We start from the raw sequence: 25,965 nt of genomic DNA, 5'->3' as shown, positions 1-25,965 counted from the left end.
ACAGCTCCCCTCATTCAATTACTAGTAAATTTGAGCTTATTTGAAAATCAGCCGTCGTATGTCGTTTTACATCTTCTACAGTGTACGGACTCATTAATTCTTGTAAGACAAGTCCACTTGGAGTCACTTCCATTACAGCCATGTCTGTAATAATTAAATCTACACATTTTTTCGAAGTTAATGGCAATGTACATTCCGAAACAATCTTTGCATTTCCGTATTTATCCACATGATTCATCACAACAACGACTCGCTTCGCTTTTTGCGCTAAATCCATCGCTCCTCCAATACCTGGAACGCGTTTTCCTGGTACAATCCAGTTTGCTAAATCACCATTTTCACTTACTTGTAACGAACCAAGTATCGTAACATCAAGTAATCCTTTTCGAATCATGCCAAACGCCATGCAGCTATCGAAATAACTTGCTCCTGTAATGAGCGATGTTGGTAAACCAGCTGCATTACATAAATTCTCATCTTCATTCCCTTTACTTGGCGTTGGTCCCATACCGACAATACCGTTTTCTGCGTGAAACATAACATTCATATCTTCTGGCAAATGATTCGGTACAAGCGATGGAATTCCAATACCTAAATTTACAATCATGCCATTTTGAATTTCTCTCGCTGCACGTCTTGCAATCTTATCTCTCACTTCTACGCCCATACCCATTTCCAATTCACTCCTTCCGATGGCACGATATAATTTACAAATACACCCGGGACGACAATTTCTTCTGGATCTAAACTTCCAAGTGGAACAATTTCTTCTGCTTCTACAATCGTTATGTCCCCAGCCATAGCTACGTGCGGATTCATATTACGAGCGCTTTTATCAAATACCAGATTTCCAAACGGATCCGCTTTTTTCGCATATACAATTGCGACTTCAGCCGTTAAAGCTGTTTCAACTAAATATGTCTTTCCATTCATTTCAACTGTTCGTTTTCCTTCTTCTACAATCGTATCGACACCAACATCAACTAAAATACCACCAAGGCCTACACCACCAGCGCGAATACGCTCTGCTAATGTTCCTTGCGGAGAAAACTCAATCTGCAATCTGCCTTCATTTAATTGTCTTCCCGCATTTGGGTTTGATCCAATATGAGAAGTAACTAAAGATTTAACCCTTTCATTCGTAACAAGACGACCGATTCCTACATCAGGAAATCCAGTATCATTTCCTATTAAATTCAAATTCGTAATGCCTTTATCTAAAACAGCTTGAATTAAAGATGGAGGGGATCCAATCCCTCCAAATCCCCCAAACATTAATGTCATATCATCATGGAACAAAGAAATTACTTCCTCTACTTCTTTTAATTTACCGAATGTATTTGTAATAGTTGTCATGCGATACTATGCCCTCCTTTTTGCATCATCTCTTCCACGCTCTTTACAAAAATTGAAAGTAATTCATCTAACTCGGAATATGTAGTTGTCATTGGTGGTGCAACAAGCAGTGCACTATCCTCTTTTCCTGCTTGCCCTGAAACAGCTTGGTATAAGAGTAATCCATTTTTAGCCGCAACCGAAATAAGTTCCGACGCTTTTGTAAACGGTTGCAATTCTATTCCAATTAGCAATCCTTTTCCACGTACATCGGCAATAATTGTCGATTGTTGCTGAACTTTCTGTAAACCTTTTAATAAATACTCTCCCTTTTCTGCTGTTTTTTCAGGTAGATTATGTTTCTCCATATATTCAATAACAGCTAATGCCGTTGCTGCAGACAATGGATTTGCACTAAGCGTATGCCCGCTCATTACAGAACGTGATCCACGTAAAATCGGCTCCATAACACGGTCACTTACAACTGTCGCTGCCATTGGTGTATACCCCGCTCCTAGCCCCTTACCAAGCGTCATAATATCCGGTTCTACACCCCAGTGCTCCATCGCAAACCATGCACCAGTACGACCAAGTCCAGTCATTACTTCATCCGCAATAAATAATATATCGTAATGACTACAAATATCTTTAATTACTTTATAATATTCTTTCGGCGGGACAATCGCGCCTCCAGCAGCCCCAATAATCGGTTCAGCGATAAAAGCTGCAATATGTTCTGCACCAATTCGGTCAATCGCTCTTTCTAGTTCAGTCGCACAAGCAAGCTGACAAGTTGGATATACCTTCTGTACAGGGCATCTGAAACAGTAAGGAGCTGGAATAGTTGGATAATCTTCCAAAATAGATACGAAACGTTGTCTGCGCAGCGGATGCCCAGACATTGATAAGGCTCCCATAGTAATACCATGATAGCTCATCCATCGTGACAAAATTTTATGTTTCCCTTGAATACCGCGCTCCTGAAAATGCTGAATTGCAATTTTCATAGCTGTTTCATTTGCTTCCGTACCACTATTTACAAAAAAGCTCCAGTTCAAATCTCCTACACTTAAATCACTTAACTTCTTCGCTAATTTTTCAGCTGGTTCACTCGTAAACTGTGACCTATATACGAAAGCAATCTCCTCTGCTTGCTTTTTAATAACGTCTGCAATCTCCTTTACGCCATGCCCAATACCTGCCGTAATTGCTCCTGACGAACCATCAAAATATTTGTTTCCGTTTTGATCATACAAATAAACACCTTCTCCATGTGAAATCATTGGATACGGCTGACCAACAAGTGGTTTAATTAAGTAATCGCGCATAGCGCTCCCCCATTTCTCCAATTTGTATATATATATGAAGAAAATTGACGTTTCTTTCATAAAAAAGAACCCTCTGCGAAAGCAGTGAATTTATCAAAAAACTATTATAAAATATACAAATGAGTGCAAAATATTAATTTAAAAACAGAAAATTCAGAACATGAATTAAAGACCAATCCTTATCTGTACGCTTAAACACCCCTCCTTGATTTAAGATAACAACAAATTAAATGCTTTTTTAACATAATATCAGCTTCCTTCAATTGCCGACATTGTGTAAACTTCGACGGAACTCCCGTTAATCTCCTTCCTATTATCCTACTTTATATTGCATATTTTCAAACAAAATTCGACATTTTACTTCACTATATAGATAACAAACCACAATTATCGTAACTATTACTAAACAAGTAGTACCATCTATTTAAAACAATAAAAAAAGAACCGATTAACCACAGTAATCAGTTCGGCACGACGCTCTTTTATCCGATATTACCTTTTCCAGCCAGTTCACTTATTGGGAATAGAAATACTTATAGTGCAAATCCAACATTTGTACCACAGCCTAAAGCACGAAATCCTCCATAACTAAATTCACACTACATACCCGGGATATCCACATCCCCATTGTGCTCCTTCCTTCAAAGTCAAACTACCTTTCCTTTATAAATTATGTAGGACAATTACCGATTTGTATGTGTGTTTGCCTATAAATAAAAAAATCCCTATTTTAACTTTTCCTTTTAGAAAAACAGTTTTTTTCGCATATCTTCTTTCCAGCTTCGCATATAGTTGTAATGATGAAGGAGGAATGTTTTATGACTCAATCCGAAATTGAAAAATACGGACAAGAAGCTGCACGTTACGAACAACTTGCTCGTTACTACCAATATAGCAATCCTAAAAAGTATGTGGAACTCTATATGAAATATCATGATGCAATTACAAAACTTGTACAAGCATATGAAAAGAGAGATTCACAAGAAGCAACTTTGCCGTCACATATGAGAATTTTCCACACAGCTCCCCATACACCAGCAGTTGATATTATTGTAAATGGACAAAAAGTGATTAAAAATATTTCCTTTAAACAATTCAGTCCTTACTTATCATTAGTACAAGGTAAATACCGTATTGATATTGTCCCTGTTGGAAACGAAACTCCAATATTCTCAGCATTAGTACCCATAATGGGGAATCACACTTATACCCTTGCAGCAGTCAATAGCGATAATCATCTCCAATTACAACCTATTCTTGATAATACTCATTTACCATCTGGTCAAGCAAAAATACGGTTTGCACATTTTTCACCAGACACTCCGGTTGTAAATGTTAATTTGAAAGATGGGGATCATTTATTTGAAAATGTACTCTTTAAACAAGTAACAGATTTTTTACAAGTTAGCCCTGGTACAGCAGATATTGAAGTTTCACTTGCTGATTCAAAAAAAGTACTATTAACCATTCCTAAGTTCAACGTTGAACCAAATTCAATTTACACAATTTCAATAATAGGTTATTCAACTGAGGATCCAAAGTTAGAGGCCGTTATACTTACAAATTAAAACAGTCTACACCATTCCTATGGTGTAGACTGTTTACTTTTGAAACTCAATTTGAAATTCTGTCCAGTCGTTATTCGAACGACATAATATGGATCCTTTATGCTTTTCTACAATTTGTTTACATACAAATAGTCCAATTCCAGTTCCTAGCTTTTTAGTAGTTACAAATGGCTCAAAAATGGTTTCTACACTTTCCGCTGGAATCATAGGCCCATTATTTTTTATAACAATGCGAATAGTGGTATCCTCTTCAAATACATCAATGATAATTTTCCGCTCTTCTTTCACCGATTCAAGAGCATCAATTGAATTCATTAAAATATTTAAAAATACTTGTCTCACTTCACTCCGGTAGCCAATAAGTGGAATAGGATATGGCAATTTTTTTTCAATCAAAACATTTGCATTTACTAAACTTGGATACAAAAATTGTATAATATCTTGAAACAAATCATTTAGCCAAAAACGTTCAGATTCATTCCACATTTCTTTTTTCGACACAAGTAAAAATTGTGAAATCCTAAAATTCAATTGATCTAATTCATGTGAAATAATATCTAAATACGATAGATTAGGATGGTCTGTCTTCAATAACTTTACAAATCCCATAATTGAAGTTAGCGGATTACGAAATTCATGGACAAAACTAGCCGACATTTGCCCTAGAATCGTAAGCCTTTCTTTATGTGTTTCGTTTATATATTGCTGTTTTTCTTCTAAATTTTTCGATATAATTTCTGAGTATTTTAAAACGGTATAATAAATTAATTTGTCAAAACAAATATGTATTTTGGCCATAATCGGTTTCAGTTCACGAGCGCTTACATCCAATTCGCACATTGCTTCAAAAAGTTCATTTCTTCCCACATTTGCATTATAGACAAAATCTCCAATATTCACATCTGCCCCTGCACGCTCAATAGCAATTTTCTCACATAATGGTTGAAGATAATTAATATCTTTATCTTCCATAACAAGTTCGATAATTAACTCTAATAAATCTTCTCCATTTTGAACTACTTCTTGTTTAAATGGATCTTTTTCGGAAATTATCATTTTGTTTTTCCAGTTCTCTACGAATTGGTGCTTGTTGTTTTTCAAGTGCGAACAAAATACTTCTTTAATATCCTTATCGATTGGAAAAACCTCCATTCCCTCCATTTCCATACGACGAATACCCTTTATATTTTGAATATTAACACAAAAAATACATTTCGTTAATAGATTATTGTCACATTTTGTTAATTTCTGTTGATAAAATTTATTTTTCCTTTCTTATTAAATAAGTTTTATTCATATATCTCTTTTTCTTTCTCATTTTTTAATTATTTTTCTGTTCAAAACTACTTTTTTTTGCATCCTTTTTAATTCTTGCGTACAATAAGAATTGAAAGGTGTGAAAAATATGGTAAATAAAAATGTGGAAGATTATCTCCAAGAAGGCATATATGGCCAAAAGCAAAACAAACCAGAAGAACGTAATATGTACTTAACTACATTACGTGAGCGTGTAGAAGTCGCTTTAACAATCGGTCAAGTAATGCAAAGTAATGTGTATACAGAAGTAACGGGTAGCATACGTTCTTCTCAATCATTACAACTATTCCTAAATGGTAGCATTGCTTACCCACATTTATCAAAATACATTAAATTAGCAAATGAAAAAAATGTTCCTTTTACAATTGTTCAAAATAAAGGTACAGAAACACCAATCGGTTTAGTACTATCTCATAGCACTGCTGTTGACAAAGAACAAATTTATGTAGAAGATGCTATTTTCAAACAAGAAATGAAGTAAAAGGTACACTTGATTAAATGAAATCGTTCCGAGAAACGTAAAACAAACAATAAAAAACGAGTATGGAATCGTAAACATTTCCTGCTCGTTTTTTATTGCGATGTTTAAGCTCGATCTACTTTATTTTTTAATACACACTAATTTCATTTCTGTCATTTCTTCTATTGCATATTTAATTCCTTCACGACCTGTGCCACTCTCTTTCACACCACCATAAGGCATATGATCAACCCTGAACGTTGGAATATCATTAATCATGACACCACCGACTTCTAATTCATCAATTGCACGCATTGCTTTACATAAATTGTTTGTAAATACACCTGCTTGTAATCCATAACGTGAATTATTTACTTGTTCTAAAGCCTCATTAAATTCTATAAATGGATTTACAGTCATAAGTGGACCGAAAACTTCTTGGCACTGAACAGATACATACTCTGGAACATTTGTTAATACAGTTGGTTCAAAAATCCTTGCATCACGTTTGTTACCACCGTATACAACATTTGCTCCTGCCTTAACTGCCTCTTCTACCCATGAACTTACACGTTCTACATCTTTTTTTGAAATAAGTGCTGATACATCTGTTTCTTCATGAAGCGGGTCTCCTACTACAACGTTTTCCATTGCTTTTGTTAATTTTGTAATAAACTCATCTATTTTGCATTCATGTACAAAAACACGTTGTACAGAAATACAAACTTGTCCATTATTCACAAACGCGCCCCATTTTACACGTTCAATTATTTCGTCTGTCAATTCAACGTCTTCATCAATGATAACAGCAGCATTTGATCCTAATTCTAACGTCACTCGTTTCAATCCAGCTTTTTGCTTAATTCCAATACCTACTTTTGGACTTCCTGTAAAAGTAATACAAGCAACGTTCTCATCTTTTACTAATGCCTCACCTACAACAGGTCCAGGTCCAGAAATTATATTGAAAGCTCCCTTTGGTAAACCAGCTTCTTCAAATAATTCCACCAATGCATATGACGAAAGTGGCGTTTGGTCGGCTGGCTTTAGCACTATAGTATTTCCAGCCGCAATTGCCGGACCTACTTTATGTGCTACTAAATTAAGTGGAAAATTAAACGGTGTAATAGCACCAATAACTCCGATTGGTTGTCGAATTGTATACGCTATACGGCCCTCTGCTCCTGGTGCCGCATCTAATGGTAACGTCTCACCATATATTCGCTTCGCTTCTTCAGCTGCAAACTTATATGTTTGAACAGTGCGATCTACTTCTCCCCGTGCAGCACAAATTGGTTTTGCAGCTTCTTTTGCGATAATCACTGCAAACTCTTCTCTTCTCTCATCCATTTTTTGTGCAACCTTTTCTAAAATAGTTGCGCGATCGTATGCAGATAATTTTTTCATTTCTTTCATTGCATTTTTAGCCGAAACTATTGCTTCCTTTACGTCATCCTCTGTACCTTGCGCAATCTCCGCTAATTTTTCTTCAGAATATGGTGCATACAATGGTTTATACGTCCCTACTGATTTCCATACCCCATTTATATATAAATGCTTTTTCATAGTGGTTCTCCTTCCGAATATGCGCATACAATAATACGTTACATTTATTTCACCTAGTGAAAGGTCTGACTTATGTAATTGTATCATAGCCCTAACACCCCAAAAAACATTTTGCTCAAAAAAAACTCTGCTACAAAGCAGAGTTTACGAACTAATTTGTTCTTGGAGCGAAATTTTTTTTTCATCCCCCACAATAACAATCGATTCTGAAGGTTTCGTTACTTCCAACCTCTTAATATAGTGCCCATCTAATTCCTTCACACAAAACTTATAGTTCTCAATTTCAACGGTATCTCCTTCGGCGATCTCAATATTTTTCGTTAGTATCCAGCCGCCAATCGTATCGACATCATCGTCATCAATAGTCAAACCTAATAATGCATTCACTTCACTAACAAGTACTTTTCCTTCTAAAATTGTTTTCGTCTCACTAACTTGTTGGATTTCCGGTTGTTCATCAGTATCGAACTCATCTTGAATATCCCCTACAATTTCTTCTAAAATATCTTCAACGGTTACAAGACCTGATGTACCACCATATTCATCAATTAATATAGCAATATGCGTCCTTTCCCTTTGCATTTTTAAAAATAGATCATGAATTGGGATAGATTCAATTACTAGAATAATTGGCCTAATATATTGCTCCACTGTCTTTTCACTAACAACTCGATGCTTCACAAAATCTGTAAATATATCTTTAAAATTCACAAAGCCTATTACATGGTCCTTATCGCCATCAACCACCGGATACCTCGTATATTTTTCATGAGACATTTTTTGTAAAGCCTCTTCGGCAGGCATTTCTTTATTTAATATATTCATTTCTGTTCGTGGTACCATTATTTCTTTTGCGATACGATCGTCAAATTCAAATATTTTATTTACATACTTATATTCAGATTGATTAATCTCACCGTTTTTATAACTTTCTGAAACCAACAACCGCAATTCTTCTTCTGAATGCACTTCGTCATGCTTTTTTGGTGGTTTCAACCCAAAAAATTTCGTAATTAGCCGAGCTGATCCATTTAAAAGCCAAATGAATGGGAATGCAATACGATAAAACAAAATGAGTGGCTTAGCAACAAAGAAACTCACTTGTTCTGCTTTTTGAATCGCGAATGTTTTTGGAGCTAACTCTCCTACTACCACATGAAAAAATGTGATAAACAAAAACACTAAAATTATAGCCAAAATATCTGCGAGTTGAGTGGGGACATTCCAATTTGCAAACAGCACATCAAACATGTACTTTAGCGCAGGTTTACCAGACCACCCAATCCCAAGAGCTGTAACAGTTATTCCTAACTGACAAGCTGATAAATATTCGTCTAAGTTTGTAATGATTGTTTTGACAGATATTGCACGATTATTTCCTTCTGCAATTAAATAGTCAATTCGTGAACTCCTCACTTTAACAATTGCAAATTCTGCTGCAACGAAAAATGCCGTTAAGGCAATTAAAACAATCACTATACTTATACTATATATGTCCAAATACTTTTCCTTACTTACAGTGTAAGCAAGGAAGCCACCTCCTACTTAAATTTATTCAAGTGAAGTAAGCATTCTTATACTCTAATAAAATTCTACATTAGCAACCACCTTTTTATATATTATATGCATACATAAAAAAGATATTTATAATTATGATAATCTAATTAGATTATCATCGTCAAACTATAATAATCCCAATTTTTAGATAAATAAAAAATATTTTCTTTAAATCGTATATGCTAAACAGCTCAATTTCGTGAAAAAACACTTTCTTTGCCGATTCCACACTTCTTTTGTCACACCTGAAGGGAACTTACTACATAACTAGAAATCATTCAATAGGATATATATAGGAGGGATTATTTTGGAATATAAAACACCATTTATCGCGAAGAAATTAGGTGTTAGCCCAAAGGCTGTTGTCCGGATTGCACAACAATTAAATCTTACGATAGAAAAAAATAAATATGGTCATTTTATTTTCACACAAGGTGATTTAGATCAAATGTTAGACTACCATCGTTCTCAAGCAGACCAACCTCACAACGTTCAACCTACTCAAACAACATCATCAAATGATTTTGAGCAATTAGCAGCTCAATTAAATTCAATTACGAGAAGACTAGATCGAATGGAAGAACAAATGCTAGATAAAGCAAATGATGTCGTTACATACCAACTTTTACAACATCGCCGTGAAATGGAGGAAATGTTAGAGCGAATTCAAAAACTAGAAGCTGCCTTAAAAAAAGAAGAACCAATATATATTACTCCTGATTCAAAACCAACATATGAAAGAGAAAAGAAACCTAAGCGCCGCAAAATGATTTTTAGTATATTTGGACTATAACCTTGTAGACCCTTATTACAAGAATAAGGGTCTACTTTTTGTATGAAGAAAGAAGGCTGTAACATGACACCCTTCTTCATATTATACATATTCATATATTTTTATTTTGTTAACATAATATTTTTACTGTATTCTGCAATAAGTGCCTGCGCATGAGCATTCCCTTGAATAATATCACGGAATTCTTTCAAAGAATACAAATGTGCAGCCCCTTTTCGAGCATGAATCCGTACTGGTACACCTTGTAAAGTATCATGAAACTGGAATGGACTATCTATCGGCTCAATTGGAAAACCGAGTGTAAGTAAATACATATACATTCTTTTTGTAACTGCTGCAATATACCATTCAGCTTTGGTCTCTAACGCATGCATAAATAAAATAGCTGCCAACCTTTTGAAATGTCCTCTCCCCCGAGACGTTTTCGCAATGCTTAACTTTCCTATTTCATATACATTTTTCAAATCTTTCACTAAATCATTTTTAGAAAACGGATAGAAAAACTCCGAATTTGATTGTTCAGGTACTGTATACTTAATACATTCTACTGTACCGATATGATGTTCATCTTCTATTAATAAAAATCGTGATGGATTTAAATTACGTTCTACAAACATTAAGTTTCTTTCTTCACAAAAATCTCCCCACAGTTGCTCGAACCAAAAATGTTCTTCCTTTGTTTGAACACGCTGGAACATATTTACCCGCCTTTCCCATCGCCGCTCTGTTTTTGATAACGCTTTCACCTACTATCATATAAGAACAAACCTTCGTATGCAACTAAAAATATTTACGTCTTATTATATTCTGTAAATTGAATTAAATTCCTATTTCACACTCTGTTCCCCCACATGTACCATTTCTTACTTTCTTATACAATCGTACATACAAAAAAAGTTAATTTCTCTAATGAAAGATGATTATCATTTCAAATTCGACCCATGTTATGCTTCTTTCCTTATGGCATATAATTCTTCTTAACCTAAAGAAATCCTTTATAAAAAAAGGATTTCTTTTACATTTTATTGCTTTTTAACCATTTTTCAAAAATTTGAATCATCCCGTGCTTTCCCGCCAACTTCTCTTCTCCTTGTTTCGTCTTATACGGATATAATTGCAAAAACACACCACAACCAGATTCTATTTTTTTACTATGCATATGACTCCCTGGATATACACAAATCACTTCATAAATTGCCCTACGATGAAAAACTCGTTTTCCACTTTGTTCTTCTACATACTTAATAGACCAGTATTTATACATTTGCTCCGTCGCTTTCGTATTACCAATAGGTTGAAAAATATTATACATAGGGCTATATTTCACTTCAATAATTATAGATGATTTATATACGTACTTCTCTTCTTCCTTTACATAACAATCTAGACGTATATCTGGCTTCTTTGTGTCCTCTCCATTATAAAAATTACTTCCTTTGCTAAGTGCAATAAGGGGGTGTGTTTCAATTAGATCATTAAATGCGACGTGCACTTTTATATTATCTCTATGCAAGATAACAGTCGTTCCATCTTGTAATCCGTCTAAATAAAAATGTTCTTGTATTTGTTCACGGATAGGATTCTTATCTTCAAATCCGATTTGTTCTAATATAGAAATAACGATAAAAAAAGCGTAATACTCATACACTAAAAACGTTGGTTTATATACGAATAATAAAGATGGGGATTGCTCCGTTTGTTGCGGTAACAATTCTAAATGATGGAGTAATTGTTGATGTGGTATAGATAAAGTGTGCGAATTAATGTTAGCTGTTTCAGAAACTTCCCTCCAAAATGGAGAATACAATAAATTTCGAAAGTATTGCACGCTTTCATGTACGATATGAGCTAATATTTTATATTCTTGGATTTTCACAGAACTTTTACGTAAATCTGCTTCTTTTAGTAAATGTATATTTCTATATTTTTGTTTTTCTCTGTCCGTCACTGATCCATTTCGTTCAATCGTTTTCATAATTGTTTTAACAGCTTGGAATTCATCTGATTTTTTCTTCTTTTCTCCGTCTAGTATTTCAATCGTTTTACGTACAAAACTTTCTGCTTCAAGTAAATAATAATAGCATTGTATTGTTTTAAATTTAAGGAATGCATTTTCAATACTATTTTTTTGCTCCTTAAATTTACGGTTGTAATATTTCGCATAAAGCTTTCTTTCTGTCATAATGGCAGTTTTTCTCGTTGTCTTCCGCTCTTTCGTTTCCCAATTAAATTCGTGTACAAATTCCGCATTCGATTCTACTTTCTTAAAAATTTGTTTTATTCTTTTCATTTTTTGTGGCAATTTTCTTAACAATACCAAATAAGAAGAATCTTCAATATCGCTCAGTGCTGAGAAAGTTTTCTTGTAATAACCTCTATCTAAAATTAACTCGTTTAAAATTGACTTCACATAATCTTGAATCATTTCAAATTGGTCATCAAAAAAGTTTTTAGGAACAACTTGAAACGCCCCATAATAAGTTTTATCTTCTATACGCACTTCAAAATGATATAAGCCACAGCGCCACGGATAAAAAAATTCAGTTTTTCCATGTTCATACACTAATACTCTTTGTTTTTTTTCATTTAATTCATATTGTGACTCTTTTATATTCTTTTGTCCCTCATATACTTTATTCCATATGAATGTAATATCCATTGGATTTTGATAATGGAAATGCAATTTCAGTGGTTTTAATTCCTGTACCTTATAAATACATTGAACTAATGCTGTAGTAGACGTACAGAGCCTATTTAAAAGGATAAAATCGCCTTTCCCCTCCGTACCAATGATTAGCTTCAATACAAACGGGAGCGTTTCTTTCGTATCAACGATTGCTGTTTCATAACGCTCCTCATTTTGCATATCCATACAACTCCAGTTCTCTACGCTTTTGTCTTATATAAGCTAAAGAATGTTCAAATGTAGATACACGATTTGCAAGCGGAGACTGTAAAAGTGGTATCAATATCGCTCCCCTTTTTGCTTCTTCAGAAAGTAGAGAGCCCACTGTCATTTCTGTCCCCCTTAATTTCGTTAATACGCGTTGCTTTATTTGCAAGTCAAAGCCTTCTTCCCTGCTAATCATATAGGACTGATTATTTTGGAACGGTATATTCTGCAAATACGTAGCGATTGCGTTTGCACATCGGAAAGAAATTCCTTTTGATATATCGTGTGATGATAATACATCATGTAACTTATCCAATAACTCTAATTCCTCTTCAGTAAACACTTCAATCATCTCTTTATTCCTAAACCAATTAATTCGAAATTCTCCTGTTGTTACTTTCAGTGGGGGTTGCTGAACTACTTTCTCTTGTTCTATACTCATCTCGCAAAACGGAATTTTTTGTAACGTAATCAAATTTGTTCGATCTAATAATCGATCGGAAAGCTCTTTCGTCGTTTCATCAAAATTTACAGTACCTACGAAAATAACATTCTCACCAATTTCCACTGAAGGCGGAATTTGATTTTCTATTTCTTGTACTTTCTCATACAAATTCAAAATACGGTTTTGCTTTTCAAGTTGAAGAACGGATAGAAATGGAGTAAACCAATGCTCAATATGTGACATGTTCATTTCATCAAACACAATTATATACAATTGATTTGGGTTTTCTTTAGCCTTCAATAATGTCCGAACTAACTTCGTTTCACTTTCAATAAAATTACCATTCGGATGAAGGTAGCCGAGAATATCATGTGGTTCTTGATACGATGGTGAAATTGGAATCCAAATTAATTCTTCACCATAACGTAAGCCAAGTGCTTCTGCATATGCTTGCACAAAGCGTGATTTCCCAACACCTGGTATACCACCAACAATCGTTAACATATTGGTTTTAACACTAATGTGAAAATTATATATATCTGTATCATCCAAATATAGACCTTTTTTACGAACCATACTTTGTACATACTGCAAAAAAGAGGATTCACGCTCATCCCATTCCCAGTCCTCCTTTTGCATTTTAATATCCTCTGCTTCAACTAACTTACCTTCTTCAACAATTCGTTTATTTAATTGCTCATACACATTCTCACTCACAAAATATAAATGTTCATCTACTGCTATTTCTACATGTTTCATCCAATCGTTTATTTCAATATATTTGCATTCTTTTCTTTGCTCAAAATATGAAATTGAACTTATTGATGATTTTAACGATAAATTCCCATATAGTCTTCCTTCATACCATAATAATTCTGGAGGCTCAAAGTCTTTTGGTAATTTAGGCATAAGAAATGATAAATAACCGTTGCTTAACTTACGTTCCAAAGACGCTCTCTTTTTATAATTCGAGACCTTTGGTGAAGGAATCAATTTATATGAAGATGCTATTTCTCTAGGCTCTTCTGTACATATTAATTCCAAAAATAAATTTCCTCGATCATAATAAAGACGAAACATAACCAATTGCTTTTCTAATTTACGCTTCTTTAAATCAGTAAAGATTTTTTCATTTTTTTTATTACTGCATAATCCTTCAAATAAATATTTTCCATCCGGAAATAACTCTTGTAAAGTGAAGGGTAATGGAGAAAGGCATTGTACAAAGAAATTTTCTCCATTCTTCTCTCCCTCCGATTTTGCAAACGTTCCAATAAATCTCATATAATACATTCGTTTTATAAAACTTGGATGAAGAGCTTTATGTAATTTCAACGTAGTCACCTTCTTTTTTCATACTATTCTTAGTGTATGAACTACAATCTAAAACTAGAAATAAAAAACCTGACGTCATCCGTCAGGTTCAAAATTAAAACGTATATTAAAGAGAAGGAAATGCTTTTTTTTCTTGTAAAATAGCATTATGAGCAATTTTCATTTTAGCAAGTACGTACCGTAATCGATCTTCGGCATTTTCATCTTTATTTTGTTGCAAACTCGCCAAATTCTCTACAGAACTCGCTAAATTTTCAATCACACCTCGAAGTTCAGGATGATGATTAAAAAAAGATTCTTGTACTAATACTTTCCTCAAATCACTAGCTAAATCCATAATTCTAGACAACTGTTCTTTTTCTTCCATTTTCATCCCTCCTGAATATCTTATGTATTAAATATTCTCTAAACTAAGAAAAAAGCCCTTTAAATTTAAAGGACTTTTACAATTTTATATTTCCTGACATTAACATATAAATTGAAGTGATAGCCGCAATAACAATTGCCCACATCACATATCTCTCAATACCTGCAAAACAACGATTCCCTTTTTCTTTTCTTGCAAACATATACACGAGAATCCCAATACCATATACAATTGAAACAAGCAGTAAATTCTTTAAACCAGCTGCGTAAATGAGCCATACAGAATATACAGAAGCAATTAAAGCTAACAAGCCATTTTTCACCCTCGCAACTTCAAGCTCTTTCGTAATGACTAATTTCAATTGATATAAAGCTGATAATAAGTACGGCAGTAATATAGATGTTGATGCAATAAAATACATAATTTGGTATGTCGATTCTGAAAACAGAACGATTATAAAAATAACTTGGGCAACAGCATTTGAAATCCATAATGCCATATGCGGTGTTTGCTTTTTATTTGTTTTCGTAAAGACTTTCGGAAACACTCCATCTTTTCCAGCTACGTGAGAAATTTCAGAAACAAGTAAAAACCAGCCAATTAATGTACCTACAAGTGATGCAACTAACCCGATGTTTATCGCAACTGCACCCCATGGACCAACAACATGTTCTAATACATGTCCCATTGACGGAGTTTCTAAAACGGAAAGTTCTCCTCGTGTCATTGCTCCCATTGACAGAACAGAAATTAAAATATAAATAGACATTACTAAAATTAATCCAAGTACTGTCGCTTTTCCAACGTCTCTGCTATTTTTAGCTCTTCCTGATAATACAACTGCTCCTTCAACCCCAATGAACACCCATAGCGTTACAAGCATTGTATTTTTCACTTGACCAAGGATAGCGGAAAGTGAGATTGTTCCTTCTCCCCAAAAATCATGCGTAAATGTATCCCAGCGAAAGGCTGTTACCATTACAACAATAAATAATACGATTGGAACTAATTTCCCTACTGTTGCGATAACATTCATAATGGAAGCTTCACGAATTCCAAATAAAATTAGAAAATGTAGTGTCCATAATAAAAGAGATGCACCAATGATAGACGCAACGTTATTTCCTCCTTTAAAAATTGGGAAGAAATAACCTAATGTGCTAAACAGCAACATAATTGTTGCGACATTTCCTAAAATTCCTGCCAGCCAGTACCCCCAAGCACTGTTAAAACCAATATATTCACCGAAACCAGCTCGTGCATAACTATAAATTCCGCCCTCAAGCTCCGGTTTTTGTCTTGCTAACGTTTGATATACGAGCGCAAGTGGAATCATTCCCATTGCTGTAATACACCAACCAATTATCGTTGCACCACTATTTGCTCCTACTGCTAAATCATGCGGTAAACTAAAAACACCGCCTCCAACCATCGTTCCAACTACTAATGCGATTAACGGAAAAAATCCTAACTTCTTTTCTATTTGTACCACCCCATCTGTCATTCTAGGTGTTATGCTCGTTCAACTATTAAAGTCACCTTTTTCTCTAATAGACGTTTCTCTTATATTTTTTCAGGAAAACATTACTTATTCTAAAAGAAAATGAAGAAAAATGGAATACTTTTTTGAAAAAATGTATAAGTATGCACAAAAAAACCGTCCATTTTGTAATGAACGGTCATTTCAAACATATAAAATTGTATATTTCTTGTAAAATTAACGAAGTAAATTCTCTTTTTGTAAAAATTGTTTTGCTACTTCTTCACTACTTTTCCCATTCACATTTACTTCGTAATTCATTTTTCGCATTTCTTCATCTGTAATCTTTCCAGATAATTTATTTAATACTTTTTCGAGTTCAGGATATTTCTGTAACGTCTCTTTTTTTAATAATGGTGCTCCTTGATAAGGCGGGAATAATCCTTTATCATCTTTTAGCACTTTAAGTCCATATTGCTCCAATTCACTATCAGTTGAATATGCATCAATTACGTTCACATCACCCGATTGTATTGCACTATAGCGTAGTTTCGGTTCCATCGTTTTAACATTTGAAAACTTATAGTTATATAATTTTTGCATTCCTTTATAACCATCTTCACGATCAGCAAATTCTAATGTAAATCCTACTTTAGCTTCCTGTGCAATTTTTCCTAAATCAGAAATTGTATTTATGTTATTTTGATCTGCTATTTTTTTCGGCATGGCTAGTGCGTATGTATTGTTATACTCCATTGGCTTTAACATAACCATATTATATTTCTTTTCCATTCCCATGCGAGCTTGTTCATATACTTCATCACGATTTGTACTTTTCGGTTCTTCTTTCACGAAAGTAGATAAAGCTGTACCTGAAAATTCTGGGTATATATCTACTTCACCTGATTTTAACGCTTCAAATACAAATGCTGTTTTCCCAAGACCTGGTTTTAATTCTACGTGTAAATCTGTATCCTGTTCAATTAGCTGCTTGTACATTTGAATTAAAATTTCTGGTTCAGATCCAAGTTTGCCAGCAATAACTATATCGTTCTTTTGTGTATTCCAAAGAAATGGCGAAGCAATCATTACGACAACAATACATATTGTCAATATAACGCGCTTAGAAGAGCGTCTTGGGCTCTCGAGTGTGCGAAGTACTACATCAAAGAATAAAGCGAGTAGCGCGGCTGGTACGGCCCCTAAAATGATAAGCGCATGGTCATTTCGATCGATACCTAGTAATATAAGTTTACCAAGCCCACCTGCACCTATTAAAGCAGCTAATGTAGCCGTTCCAACAATTAATACCATTGCTGTACGAATACCCGCCATAATAATTGGCAACGCGAGAGGAAGCTCCACCTTCCATAACCTTCTCCAGCTATTCATTCCCATAGCTCTCGCCGCTTCTATAAGTGATTCATCTAATTCTCGTATTCCTGTATATGTATTTCGTAAAATAGGTAATAGTGCATACACAACTAATGCGATAATGGCTGGAAGTTTACCGATTCCTACTAATGGAATTAAAAGTCCAAGTAATGCAAGTGATGGCACAGTCTGCATAACAGCAGAAGTCCCTATTATAAATTCAGCCATCCGTTCTTTTCTCGTTAATAAAATGCCAAGAGGCACCGCAATAATTACTGCAAAAAATAGTGAAATAAGCGATATTTGTAAATGCTCACTTAATGCACTTAGCAATTCTACTTTTCGTTCTTGGAAGGTTTGAATAAAATCAGTCACTGTTTAGCCTCTTTCCTTCATTTGTTCAACAATGTAATTGACAATATGACGACTTGTTAACGCTCCAACATATTGACCATGCTCTTCAACCGGCACTGACTCTTCAGTTTGTAAGCGGACTAGTGCTTCTTGTAATGACGAATGTAAAGATAAAGCATTCCCTTCAACTCGTATACCATCGTCTAGCGGCAATACCTCTTCTATACTCTTCCCCTCATACCAAGGTCGTCCACGATTTCCAATGAACTCCTCTACAAACTCATTTTTCGGGTTATGTATAATTCCTTCTGGTGTATCTAATTGAACAACTTTCCCTTCTTTCATTACACAAATACGATCACCAAGTGATAAAGCCTCTTGCATATCGTGCGTTACGAACACGATTGTTTTTTGAATCTTTTTTTGCAGTTGTACGATATCCTTCTGGAGCTGCTCCCTACTTAACGGATCTAACGCACTAAATGGTTCGTCCATAAGTACAATTTTCGGGTTTGCGGCTAATGCCCGTACGACACCAACACGTTGTTTCTGTCCTCCCGACAATTCATCTGGCATACGATCACGATATACATCTGGATCGAGCCCAACCATCTGTAGTAAGTCATCGACACGTGCTTTTATTTCCTTTTTGGTCCATTTTCTCATTTCAGGGACAACTGCAATATTTTCAGCAATTGTCATATGTGGAAACAGCGCAATCTGCTGCAACACGTACCCTATATTCCAACGTAGTTCGTTTATGTTATATTGTTGAATATCTTTTCCATCGATTAAAATTGATCCTTCCGTCGTTTCAATTAAACGGTTAATCATTTTCATTGTCGTTGTTTTCCCGCAACCACTCGGACCAATGAGAACAAAAAATTCTCCTTTTTTAATTTCTAAATGCAATGAATCCACTGCTTTTGTGCCATCTTCATACGCTTTTGACACATGATTAAATTGAATCACAGACACAACTCCTTTCATGTTGTTTCCTTTATTTTGATGGAATATAGCATTCATTTCAAATGATACGCTTTATTATACAAAAAAGAGCTCTCATTTGAGCTCTAACGGTCGAACAATATTGTTTTCATAATTGCAGCATATTCACGCACATACGCTTTTTTCTTAGAGCGCCTCGGTGTTTCAGCAGCCAAAGCTTCCATCTTTATCCCTAAACGCTTGGCAATTATTTTCGTTCGGTATAAATGATACGTATTACTTACAACTACCGCATGCTTTACATCATATAAATCCATACTAAACTTTAAATTTTCATATGTATTTGTAGAGCGGTCTTCAATTAAAATACGATTCTCATCTATACCATGTACCATTAAATAGTTTCTCATACTGTGAGCTTCCGGTATATCTTCATCTTCCCCTTGACCACCTGAAACAATTACTTTCACCTCAGGGTGAGCATGTAAATATTCCAACGCTACATCCAAACGATTTTGAAGAGATAAAGACGGTCTATCTCCAAATAACTTTGCACCTAATATAAGAACGTATGGAGAGTGATTACTCAATGTTTCACGAGCAGCTTTATTCATTCGAAATGTCATATAAATGATGTATAGCGGAGGTAGTAATAAGATTATAAGTAATATCCATTTGTTCATAAATAAGTTAGCACTCCCTTTCTTTTTATTATATAGAAAAAGAAAGGGAGTAAGAAGTGTTTTTTAAACGATGGATTTATTAGACACATTCGCTTCCATTTTACGTTTTGAAATTACATAATAAAAAGCAATCCCTAATGATAGGATCAATATAAAGCTTAGTACGTAAAACGGGATCATTACCCCTGCTTTAGATACGCCTGCCGTAAACAACATTAATAATACAATTCGAATTCCTGTACCAATTAATCGAAATAAGCTGTCCACACGTCCCATTACTTCATTTGGGATTTCTTCCATCATTAATACATTTCTCGCCACCCTCGTTCCAGCATTTCCAATAGCATGAAAAATTGCAAGTCCATATAATAGCATAATGGAAGGCTCAATAATCATTACGGTAATTGAAATTACATAAATGAACATCGTCATAACGATTGAAACTTCTGTTTTGACATATTTCATCATGATTGGAATACTTATTCCTGCAAGAACCGCTCCGACACCGTACATCATACCTTCAATTGCGTATACAGAGGCACTAGCTTTGAGCATATCTGAAATATATACTGGGATTAAATAATTTGCCATCATGACACCGATAAACGGCATATAAGTCGCTAGTAAAAACCAAAATAACTTAGGGCGCTTTTTCATAAAGTGAATTCCTTCGAACAATTGCTTCTTAAATGTTATTTTCCCTTTTACCTCTTTTTTCTTTACATATGGTATACATAAGAACAGGAAAAATGCTCCTGCAAAAGTTAACATATCCACTAACAAGATCCATTTCAAAGAAATAATCTCAATTAAAAAGCTAGCAGCTGCACCTGAAATAACTTGCGTTAATTGTCCTTGTATTTCCATTGTGCCACTTAAACTTTTATAATGCTCTGATTGAAATATTTCTTGGTTAAATGCAAATATTGTGGGATAGAATAATAGATAATAGAAAGATCCTGCTATATAAATAATAATGTAATGAATAGAATTGTATGATTGCCCAGCAAATCCCCAAATAGCCATCATTCCTATAATGGCTATCCCGATACCTTCGTTACATAACAATAAAGATTTTCTTGAAAAACGATCTATGCTTTGCCCAATGAATGGCGTTAGCAAAAACATGATGAGAGTTGCAACGATAGAAATATACCCAAACGTTGTCTCTCCCCCACTTTCCTTAATCAACAGCCATGGAATCGTTATCATAACAATCCCAGAGCCAATAGCAGATAAACTATTGGCTCCTAGAATGTAATACAAGCGAGAATCATGATAAAGAGAGGACATATCACTCAACTCCTAATTGTTTTTTCACCTCTTTATATACGCTCATATATGCTTTTAATTCTTTAACTAAATCATGAATTAATGGTTTTGCATCTTCTCCAAGTTCACCATCTTGCACATGTAATCCATCAAGTACTACTTGTTTTGGGATTGCATTTGCGTAAACGCCTCTAGCGACAGTCCGCATACTATTTAATGCGTTTATTCCCCCTTTACCTCCTCCAGCAACTGCTAACAATGCGACAGGTTTATGGATGAATTCACTGCTACTTAAGTAGTCTAATGAATTTTTCAGTGCTCCACTCATCGCATTATGATATTCTGGTGTACATAGTACTACTCCATCCGCAGCTTTCACTAAAGCTTTTAATTTTTTTACTGCCTCCAATTCACGTTGTGATTCTTCTCCATTATATAAAGGTAATTCCGCTACTGCTAAATCGTATAACTCCCCTTCAAATTGCTCTGCAATGTATTTTGCCACAACGCGAGTTCTACCGAATTTTCTTGGTGTACCGTTAATAACGACTAGTTTCATAATTATTTCTCCCCTTTGTTTTCAAGTTATATTTATATATTATCAGAAATTTCTATACAAAACACAGTAAAAAGAGGGAAAAACTTTCATTAAATAGTATGAGAAATAAAAAAGAACTCATACTTTCGTATGAGTTTCACAAAACTAATATTTCCTATTTTTTCACAACCTCATGTCCACCGAATTGATTACGAAGTGCAGAAACCACTTTTCCGTGGAATGTATCATCTTCTTGTGAACGGTAGCGCATAAATAATGACATTGCGATAACTGGTGCCGCTGCTTGTAATTCAAGCGCAGTTTCAACAGTCCATTTCCCTTCTCCTGAAGAGTTCATTACACCTTTAATGCCATCAAGTTTTGGATCATCTGCAAATGCTTTTTCAGTTAAGTCCATTAACCAACCACGGATAACCGATCCGTTCGCCCATACTTTTGCAACATCTTCATAATTGAAATCAAAATCACTTTTATCTAGTACTTCAAATCCTTCAGCGATTGCTTGCATCATTCCATATTCAATACCGTTATGAACCATTTTTAAGAAATGCCCACTACCAACGCGGCCCGCATATGAATAACCATTTTCTACTGCTAAGTCTTTAAATAAAGGTTCTAGTTGATCATAAATTTCTTTTTCTCCACCAACCATTAAGCACGCACCGTATCTAGCTCCTTCCACACCGCCTGATGTACCGATATCTACGTAATGTAAGCCAAAGCTTTTCGCTTCTTCAGCACGACGCAACGTATCTTTATAGAATGAATTTCCACCTTCAATAACGATATCGCCTTCCTCTAATAATGGATATACCTCTTTTAGTACTGACTCAACAACTTCTCCTGCAGGTACCATTACCCAAATTGTACGAGGTGCTTCTAGTTCAGCGATCATTTCTTTTAATGTATGACGTGCAGTAATCCCTAGTTTTCCTGCCTTTTCAACAAGCTCATTATTTACATCGTATACAACTACTTCATGCTTGTCTTCATGTAAGTGTTCAGCTAATGGGAATCCCATTTTTCCTAATCCAATTAAACCTAGTTTCATATTAATCAATCTCCCATTCTATACAAATATATTTAATAACGAAATTAGTCCCAGTGCTACAACAGATAGTATTGTCTCCATTGCAGTCCATGTTAATAATGTTTCTTTCACAGTCATTCCGAAATACTCTTTAATCATCCAAAATCCAGAATCGTTCACATGTGATAATATTAATGATCCTGCTCCTGTTGCAAGTGCTAGTAGTTCAACATTTACACCCGGTGTACTTGCTGCAATTGGCGCTACAATTCCAGCTGCTGTCATCATAGAAACTGTAGCAGATCCAGTCGCGATTCGGATAAGTGCTGCAATTCCCCAACCTAATAATATCGGTGAAATATGAGATTCTTTCGCCATTTCTGCGATTGTCGTTCCTATTCCAGAATCTAACAATACTTTATTAAAGGCGCCGCCTGCACCAATAACTAACAGGATGTTCGCAATAGGTCCTAAGCAATCATTTGTAAATTGTAATACTTTATCTTTTGAGAAACCTTTTGCATAACCAAGACTAAAGAAAGAATATATCGTTGCAATTAATAATGCGACTATTGGATCTCCAATAAAGTGCAATATTTGTGCAAGTTGACTTGTTTTGCTTAACGCTACTTCCGCAATGGATGCACCTAGCATAAGAAATACTGGAAGTAAAATAGTAAACAATGTATTTCCGAAACTAGGAAGTTCCTTCTTCTTATCTCTTTCAATAAATTGCTCCGCTATCTCTAATGGTACTTCTTTATGTATACGAGCACCGATCCATTTCCCGTAAAGCGGACCTGAAATTATTGCAGTTGGAAGTCCGACAATTAATGCATATAAAATTGTCTTCCCTACATCTGCTTTAAATATACCTACCGCTGCCATTGCTGCTGGATGCGGTGGAACAAGTCCGTGTACAACCGAAAGGCCTGCTACTAGCGGAATACCGATTGTAATAAGTGATACCCCTGTTTCTAACGCAATTGTAAATACTAACGGAATTAATAGTACAAATCCAACCTGGAAAAACACCGGAATCCCTACTAAAAATGCAACGAACATCATTGCCCAGTGAACACGCTTTTTCCCAAAACGTCCAATTAATGTGTTTGCAATTCGTTCAGCACCGCCAGACTCAGCCATCATTTTTCCAAGCATTGTTCCTAAAGCTAAAACAATTGCCAAAAACCCTAACGTATTACCAAGACCTAATTTAATAGAATCGATAATCCCCGGATGTTGTGGTGAAGTTCCAATTAAGGGCATCCCCATTGCTAGCCCAACTCCGATTGCTGTTAAAATTAACGCGACAAATGGATGCCATTTTACTACCGTAATTAGTAAAAGTAATATGACAACAGCCGCTAGTACAATCCCAACTACCATTTCTCCCAATCCCCCTATTGTTTACGTTGGAAAGCAGCTATACAATCAAATTCTTCTTTCAAGCGATTGTAAAGTCGTTCATACATATAAAACATCTCTAAATATAAAGCCGTATTTTCTTTATTCGGTACATGGTGATGGACAATATCAATCCAATCCTTCACCTCTTCAAGAGAATCAATTTTCCCAATTGCATACAAAGCAAGTGCCGCTGCCCCAAGCGCAGATGCTTCATGACTTTCTGGAACAAGCAATTCTTTCCCCATCATGTCAGATAACATTTGTCTCCAAAACGCAGACTTTGCAAAGCCTCCTGAAACACGTATTTCAGAAAGTGGCCCCGTACAATCACGAATGGCAAGTGCAACTGAATACACACTCATACAAACCCCTTCCATGACAGCACGTATGAAATGTTCACGTTTATGCTGAAGGTTAATTCCGAAGAATGTACCACGAGCATTTGCATTCCAGTAGGGTGCACGTTCTCCAGATAGAAACGGTAAAAATAGTAATCCATCTGCTCCAGCTGGTACACTTTCTGCATATTTAATCAATAAATCATAAGGATCAATCCCAAGCTTCTTTGCAACTTCTTGCTCTGGACTACCAAATTCATCACGTAGCCATCTTAATAAAATCCCGCCATTATTCGTCGGTCCACCGATTACCCAGTGCTCTTCTGTTAATGCATAACAAAACGTTCTTCCTTTTTCATCTGTATTAACACTTGATGAAATTGTTCGAACCGCTCCACTTGTTCCAATCGTAATTGCAGCTGAGCCAGTCGATATTGCACCGACACCTACATTTGCAAGAACACCATCACTTGCACCAATAACAACCGGAGTATCCTCACTAATACCCATTTTTTGTGCTAATTCCGGCTTCATTCCCGATAAAATATATGTAGTTGGTACAGGTGTTGATAATTGTTCTGGTGACATATTTAACATAGTTAAAACATCTTCATCCCAGTTTAATGTTTCTAAATTAAATAACCCAGTAGCTGATGCTATCGAATAATCCACTACGTAACGCGAAAACAGTTGATAAATAACATACTCTTTAATGGAAATAAATTTATAAGCACTCGCATATAATTCTGGCTCTTCCTCTTTCATCCACAATAATTTAGAAAGCGGCGACATCGGATGAATTGGTGTACCCGTTCGTCTATATATGTCATGCCCATTCATATGTTGTAATAATTTTTCTGACTGTTTCGTACTTCTATTATCTGCCCAAATAATAGAGCGCGTTAACGGCGCACCGTTTTCATCTACTGCAATTAAGGCGTGCATTGCAGTACTAATACCGATTGAAGAAATATCTTCTGGTAACACGTTACTTCTTTCAATGGCAACGCTTACAGTTTTATATACAGCAGCACATATTACATCTGGATCCTGCTCAGCCCATCCGACATTCGGTTGAATAATTGGATAATCAACTGCATGTGATGCAACGACTTTTCCTTTTTCTGTGAACACAACCGTTTTTGTACTTGTGGTACCGATATCAATCCCGATTACTCTCCCCCTTGTTTCCATACGAATCTTCCCTTCATTTCTAGCAAAATACGATCTAGTAAACCGTTTACATGAATTAGTATATAAAAAATTTTTTCTTTAATCAAGGTTTAAAAAGAAAATTTTTTTCATAACGAAAAATAAATCCCCTCCTTCCATTTCAATTACATACTAAATTTAGATTTTCCACTTGGTAGAGTTGCGTTATATTCGTTACGCAACACAATCTTTTTCTTTCATTAACAACACATACATGGTCCTTCAATACGTTCTACACATTTGCATGAAAAAGAAGTTGAAAAGCCATATTCATTTTTATCGGTCACGTAACATAGCCATCAAGCTAAGAAAAGCAACTACCTCCACAATAGGAATTCTGT

Annotated in this window: 22 protein-coding genes; 3 read left to right on the top strand and 19 right to left on the bottom strand. The window is 35.1% G+C overall.

Translation table 11 applies throughout. The features are described 5' to 3' along the window. Window positions 1–10: 10 nt before the first annotated feature. From LUS72_RS11340 to LUS72_RS11330, 3 genes are read right to left on the bottom strand one after another with little or no spacing between them, the layout of a single operon-like run. Entirely contained in the window at window positions 11–673 is a 663-nt protein-coding gene (locus tag LUS72_RS11340) for a CoA transferase subunit B (RefSeq protein WP_098478034.1), read from the bottom strand. Continuing rightward, window positions 658–1,356: an acetate CoA-transferase subunit alpha gene (atoD, locus tag LUS72_RS11335; RefSeq protein WP_000208113.1), complete on the bottom strand. Its 699-nt coding sequence runs from the start codon at window positions 1,354–1,356 to the stop codon at window positions 658–660. The genes LUS72_RS11340 and atoD overlap by 16 nt, the downstream gene beginning before the upstream one ends. Continuing rightward, the gene (locus LUS72_RS11330; RefSeq protein ID WP_097831982.1) at window positions 1,353–2,663 is read right to left on the bottom strand and encodes an aspartate aminotransferase family protein; all 1,311 of its coding nucleotides are present in this window, start codon (window positions 2,661–2,663) and stop codon (window positions 1,353–1,355) included. The genes atoD and LUS72_RS11330 overlap by 4 nt, the downstream gene beginning before the upstream one ends. 818 nt (window positions 2,664–3,481) lie before the next feature. Between LUS72_RS11330 and LUS72_RS11325 the strand changes: the two genes are divergently transcribed. Further along, window positions 3,482–4,231 carry a DUF4397 domain-containing protein gene (locus LUS72_RS11325; RefSeq protein ID WP_000194391.1) on the top strand — a complete coding sequence of 250 codons (750 nt, stop codon included), beginning with the start codon at window positions 3,482–3,484 and terminating at the stop codon, window positions 4,229–4,231. A gap of 33 nt (window positions 4,232–4,264) precedes the next feature. On the opposite strand, the gene LUS72_RS11320 is transcribed toward LUS72_RS11325, so the two are convergent. Continuing rightward, window positions 4,265–5,398 carry a BA2291 family sporulation histidine kinase gene (locus tag LUS72_RS11320; RefSeq protein WP_097831980.1) on the bottom strand — a complete coding sequence of 378 codons (1,134 nt, stop codon included), beginning with the start codon at window positions 5,396–5,398 and terminating at the stop codon, window positions 4,265–4,267. 238 nt (window positions 5,399–5,636) lie between these two features. On the opposite strand from LUS72_RS11320, the gene LUS72_RS11315 reads away from it, so the two are divergent. Next, complete coding sequence (locus tag LUS72_RS11315; protein ID WP_097831979.1) at window positions 5,637–6,029, top strand: YueI family protein; 393 nt, start codon at window positions 5,637–5,639, stop codon at window positions 6,027–6,029. Window positions 6,030–6,149: 120 nt separating this feature from the next. Here LUS72_RS11315 and LUS72_RS11310 read toward each other — a convergent pair whose 3' ends face one another. Both LUS72_RS11310 and LUS72_RS11305 read right to left on the bottom strand, forming a co-directional pair. Further along, window positions 6,150–7,574: an aldehyde dehydrogenase family protein gene (locus LUS72_RS11310; protein ID WP_264448951.1), complete on the bottom strand. Its 1,425-nt coding sequence runs from the start codon at window positions 7,572–7,574 to the stop codon at window positions 6,150–6,152. A 144-nt stretch (window positions 7,575–7,718) separates the two neighbouring features. Continuing rightward, window positions 7,719–9,074, bottom strand: coding sequence for a hemolysin family protein (locus LUS72_RS11305; protein WP_264448950.1), 1,356 nt, complete (start codon window positions 9,072–9,074; stop codon window positions 7,719–7,721). Between the two features lie 364 nt (window positions 9,075–9,438). Here LUS72_RS11305 and LUS72_RS11300 point away from each other — a divergent pair, with 364 nt between their 5' ends. Then, window positions 9,439–9,924 carry a chromosome segregation protein gene (locus LUS72_RS11300; protein ID WP_097831976.1) on the top strand — a complete coding sequence of 162 codons (486 nt, stop codon included), beginning with the start codon at window positions 9,439–9,441 and terminating at the stop codon, window positions 9,922–9,924. 101 nt (window positions 9,925–10,025) lie between these two features. Here LUS72_RS11300 and LUS72_RS11295 read toward each other — a convergent pair whose 3' ends face one another. The 13 genes from LUS72_RS11295 to gntK form a co-directional block, all read right to left on the bottom strand. After that, entirely contained in the window at window positions 10,026–10,622 is a 597-nt protein-coding gene (locus LUS72_RS11295) for a hypothetical protein (RefSeq protein WP_097831975.1), read from the bottom strand. Between the two features lie 317 nt (window positions 10,623–10,939). Continuing rightward, complete coding sequence (locus LUS72_RS11290; RefSeq protein ID WP_264448949.1) at window positions 10,940–12,790, bottom strand: hypothetical protein; 1,851 nt, start codon at window positions 12,788–12,790, stop codon at window positions 10,940–10,942. Continuing rightward, complete coding sequence (locus tag LUS72_RS11285; RefSeq protein WP_141533558.1) at window positions 12,780–14,597, bottom strand: AAA family ATPase; 1,818 nt, start codon at window positions 14,595–14,597, stop codon at window positions 12,780–12,782. The genes LUS72_RS11290 and LUS72_RS11285 overlap by 11 nt, the downstream gene beginning before the upstream one ends. A 106-nt stretch (window positions 14,598–14,703) precedes the next feature. Beyond that, window positions 14,704–14,964 (bottom strand): LemA domain protein, encoded by a 261-nt coding sequence (locus LUS72_RS11280; RefSeq protein ID WP_097831972.1) that lies wholly within the window; start codon window positions 14,962–14,964, stop codon window positions 14,704–14,706. Between the two features lie 76 nt (window positions 14,965–15,040). Next, window positions 15,041–16,468: an arginine-ornithine antiporter gene (gene arcD / locus LUS72_RS11275; RefSeq protein ID WP_097831971.1), complete on the bottom strand. Its 1,428-nt coding sequence runs from the start codon at window positions 16,466–16,468 to the stop codon at window positions 15,041–15,043. A gap of 213 nt (window positions 16,469–16,681) precedes the next feature. Next, entirely contained in the window at window positions 16,682–18,193 is a 1,512-nt protein-coding gene (locus LUS72_RS11270; protein WP_097831970.1) for an ABC transporter permease/substrate-binding protein, read from the bottom strand. Window positions 18,194–18,196: 3 nt separating this feature from the next. Further along, the gene (locus LUS72_RS11265; RefSeq protein WP_097831969.1) at window positions 18,197–19,144 is read right to left on the bottom strand and encodes an ABC transporter ATP-binding protein; all 948 of its coding nucleotides are present in this window, start codon (window positions 19,142–19,144) and stop codon (window positions 18,197–18,199) included. Window positions 19,145–19,245: 101 nt separating this feature from the next. Further along, complete coding sequence (locus LUS72_RS11260) at window positions 19,246–19,803, bottom strand: YdcF family protein (protein WP_097831968.1); 558 nt, start codon at window positions 19,801–19,803, stop codon at window positions 19,246–19,248. 63 nt (window positions 19,804–19,866) lie between these two features. After that, window positions 19,867–21,096: an MFS transporter gene (locus LUS72_RS11255; protein ID WP_098361966.1), complete on the bottom strand. Its 1,230-nt coding sequence runs from the start codon at window positions 21,094–21,096 to the stop codon at window positions 19,867–19,869. A 1-nt stretch (window position 21,097) separates the two neighbouring features. Next, window positions 21,098–21,634, bottom strand: a complete 537-nt coding sequence (locus LUS72_RS11250) for an NADPH-dependent FMN reductase (protein ID WP_071745885.1) — start codon at window positions 21,632–21,634, stop codon at window positions 21,098–21,100. Window positions 21,635–21,788: 154 nt separating this feature from the next. Beyond that, a complete protein-coding gene (gene gnd, locus LUS72_RS11245; protein WP_097831966.1) occupies window positions 21,789–22,685 on the bottom strand; it encodes a phosphogluconate dehydrogenase (NAD(+)-dependent, decarboxylating) in 897 nt (298 codons plus the stop codon). An 18-nt stretch (window positions 22,686–22,703) separates the two neighbouring features. Beyond that, window positions 22,704–24,053, bottom strand: coding sequence for a GntP family permease (locus LUS72_RS11240; protein WP_141533557.1), 1,350 nt, complete (start codon window positions 24,051–24,053; stop codon window positions 22,704–22,706). 14 nt (window positions 24,054–24,067) lie between these two features. After that, window positions 24,068–25,606, bottom strand: coding sequence for a gluconokinase (gene gntK / locus LUS72_RS11235; RefSeq protein ID WP_097831964.1), 1,539 nt, complete (start codon window positions 25,604–25,606; stop codon window positions 24,068–24,070). Between the last annotated feature and the right edge of the window lie 359 nt (window positions 25,607–25,965).

It is taken from the genome of Bacillus cereus, from assembly GCF_025917685.1.
GTDB lineage: Bacteria > Bacillota > Bacilli > Bacillales > Bacillaceae_G > Bacillus_A > Bacillus_A cereus_AT.
Note: the sequence above shows the minus strand (reverse complement) of the source record. Positions and strands in the feature narration are given on the sequence as shown.

Excerpts from the sequence above, each read along its gene's own strand:
- LUS72_RS11240 (WP_141533557.1), bottom strand. The coding sequence starts at position 24,053 with ATGGTAGTTGGGATTGTACTAGCGGCTGTTGTCATATTACTTTTACTA.
- gnd (WP_097831966.1), bottom strand. The coding sequence starts at position 22,685 with ATGAAACTAGGTTTAATTGGATTAGGAAAAATGGGATTCCCATTAGCT.
- LUS72_RS11295 (WP_097831975.1), bottom strand. The coding sequence starts at position 10,622 with ATGTTCCAGCGTGTTCAAACAAAGGAAGAACATTTTTGGTTCGAGCAA.
- LUS72_RS11310 (WP_264448951.1), bottom strand. The coding sequence starts at position 7,574 with ATGAAAAAGCATTTATATATAAATGGGGTATGGAAATCAGTAGGGACG.
- LUS72_RS11280 (WP_097831972.1), bottom strand. The coding sequence starts at position 14,964 with ATGGAAGAAAAAGAACAGTTGTCTAGAATTATGGATTTAGCTAGTGAT.
- LUS72_RS11260 (WP_097831968.1), bottom strand. The coding sequence starts at position 19,803 with ATGAACAAATGGATATTACTTATAATCTTATTACTACCTCCGCTATAC.
- gntK (WP_097831964.1), bottom strand. The coding sequence starts at position 25,606 with ATGGAAACAAGGGGGAGAGTAATCGGGATTGATATCGGTACCACAAGT.
- LUS72_RS11325 (WP_000194391.1), top strand. The coding sequence starts at position 3,482 with ATGACTCAATCCGAAATTGAAAAATACGGACAAGAAGCTGCACGTTAC.
- LUS72_RS11330 (WP_097831982.1), bottom strand. The coding sequence starts at position 2,663 with ATGCGCGATTACTTAATTAAACCACTTGTTGGTCAGCCGTATCCAATG.
- arcD (WP_097831971.1), bottom strand. The coding sequence starts at position 16,468 with ATGACAGATGGGGTGGTACAAATAGAAAAGAAGTTAGGATTTTTTCCG.
- LUS72_RS11320 (WP_097831980.1), bottom strand. The coding sequence starts at position 5,398 with ATGGAAATGGAGGGAATGGAGGTTTTTCCAATCGATAAGGATATTAAA.
- LUS72_RS11290 (WP_264448949.1), bottom strand. The coding sequence starts at position 12,790 with ATGCAAAATGAGGAGCGTTATGAAACAGCAATCGTTGATACGAAAGAA.
- LUS72_RS11255 (WP_098361966.1), bottom strand. The coding sequence starts at position 21,096 with ATGTCCTCTCTTTATCATGATTCTCGCTTGTATTACATTCTAGGAGCC.
- LUS72_RS11250 (WP_071745885.1), bottom strand. The coding sequence starts at position 21,634 with ATGAAACTAGTCGTTATTAACGGTACACCAAGAAAATTCGGTAGAACT.
- LUS72_RS11340 (WP_098478034.1), bottom strand. The coding sequence starts at position 673 with ATGGGTATGGGCGTAGAAGTGAGAGATAAGATTGCAAGACGTGCAGCG.
- atoD (WP_000208113.1), bottom strand. The coding sequence starts at position 1,356 with ATGACAACTATTACAAATACATTCGGTAAATTAAAAGAAGTAGAGGAA.
- LUS72_RS11315 (WP_097831979.1), top strand. The coding sequence starts at position 5,637 with ATGGTAAATAAAAATGTGGAAGATTATCTCCAAGAAGGCATATATGGC.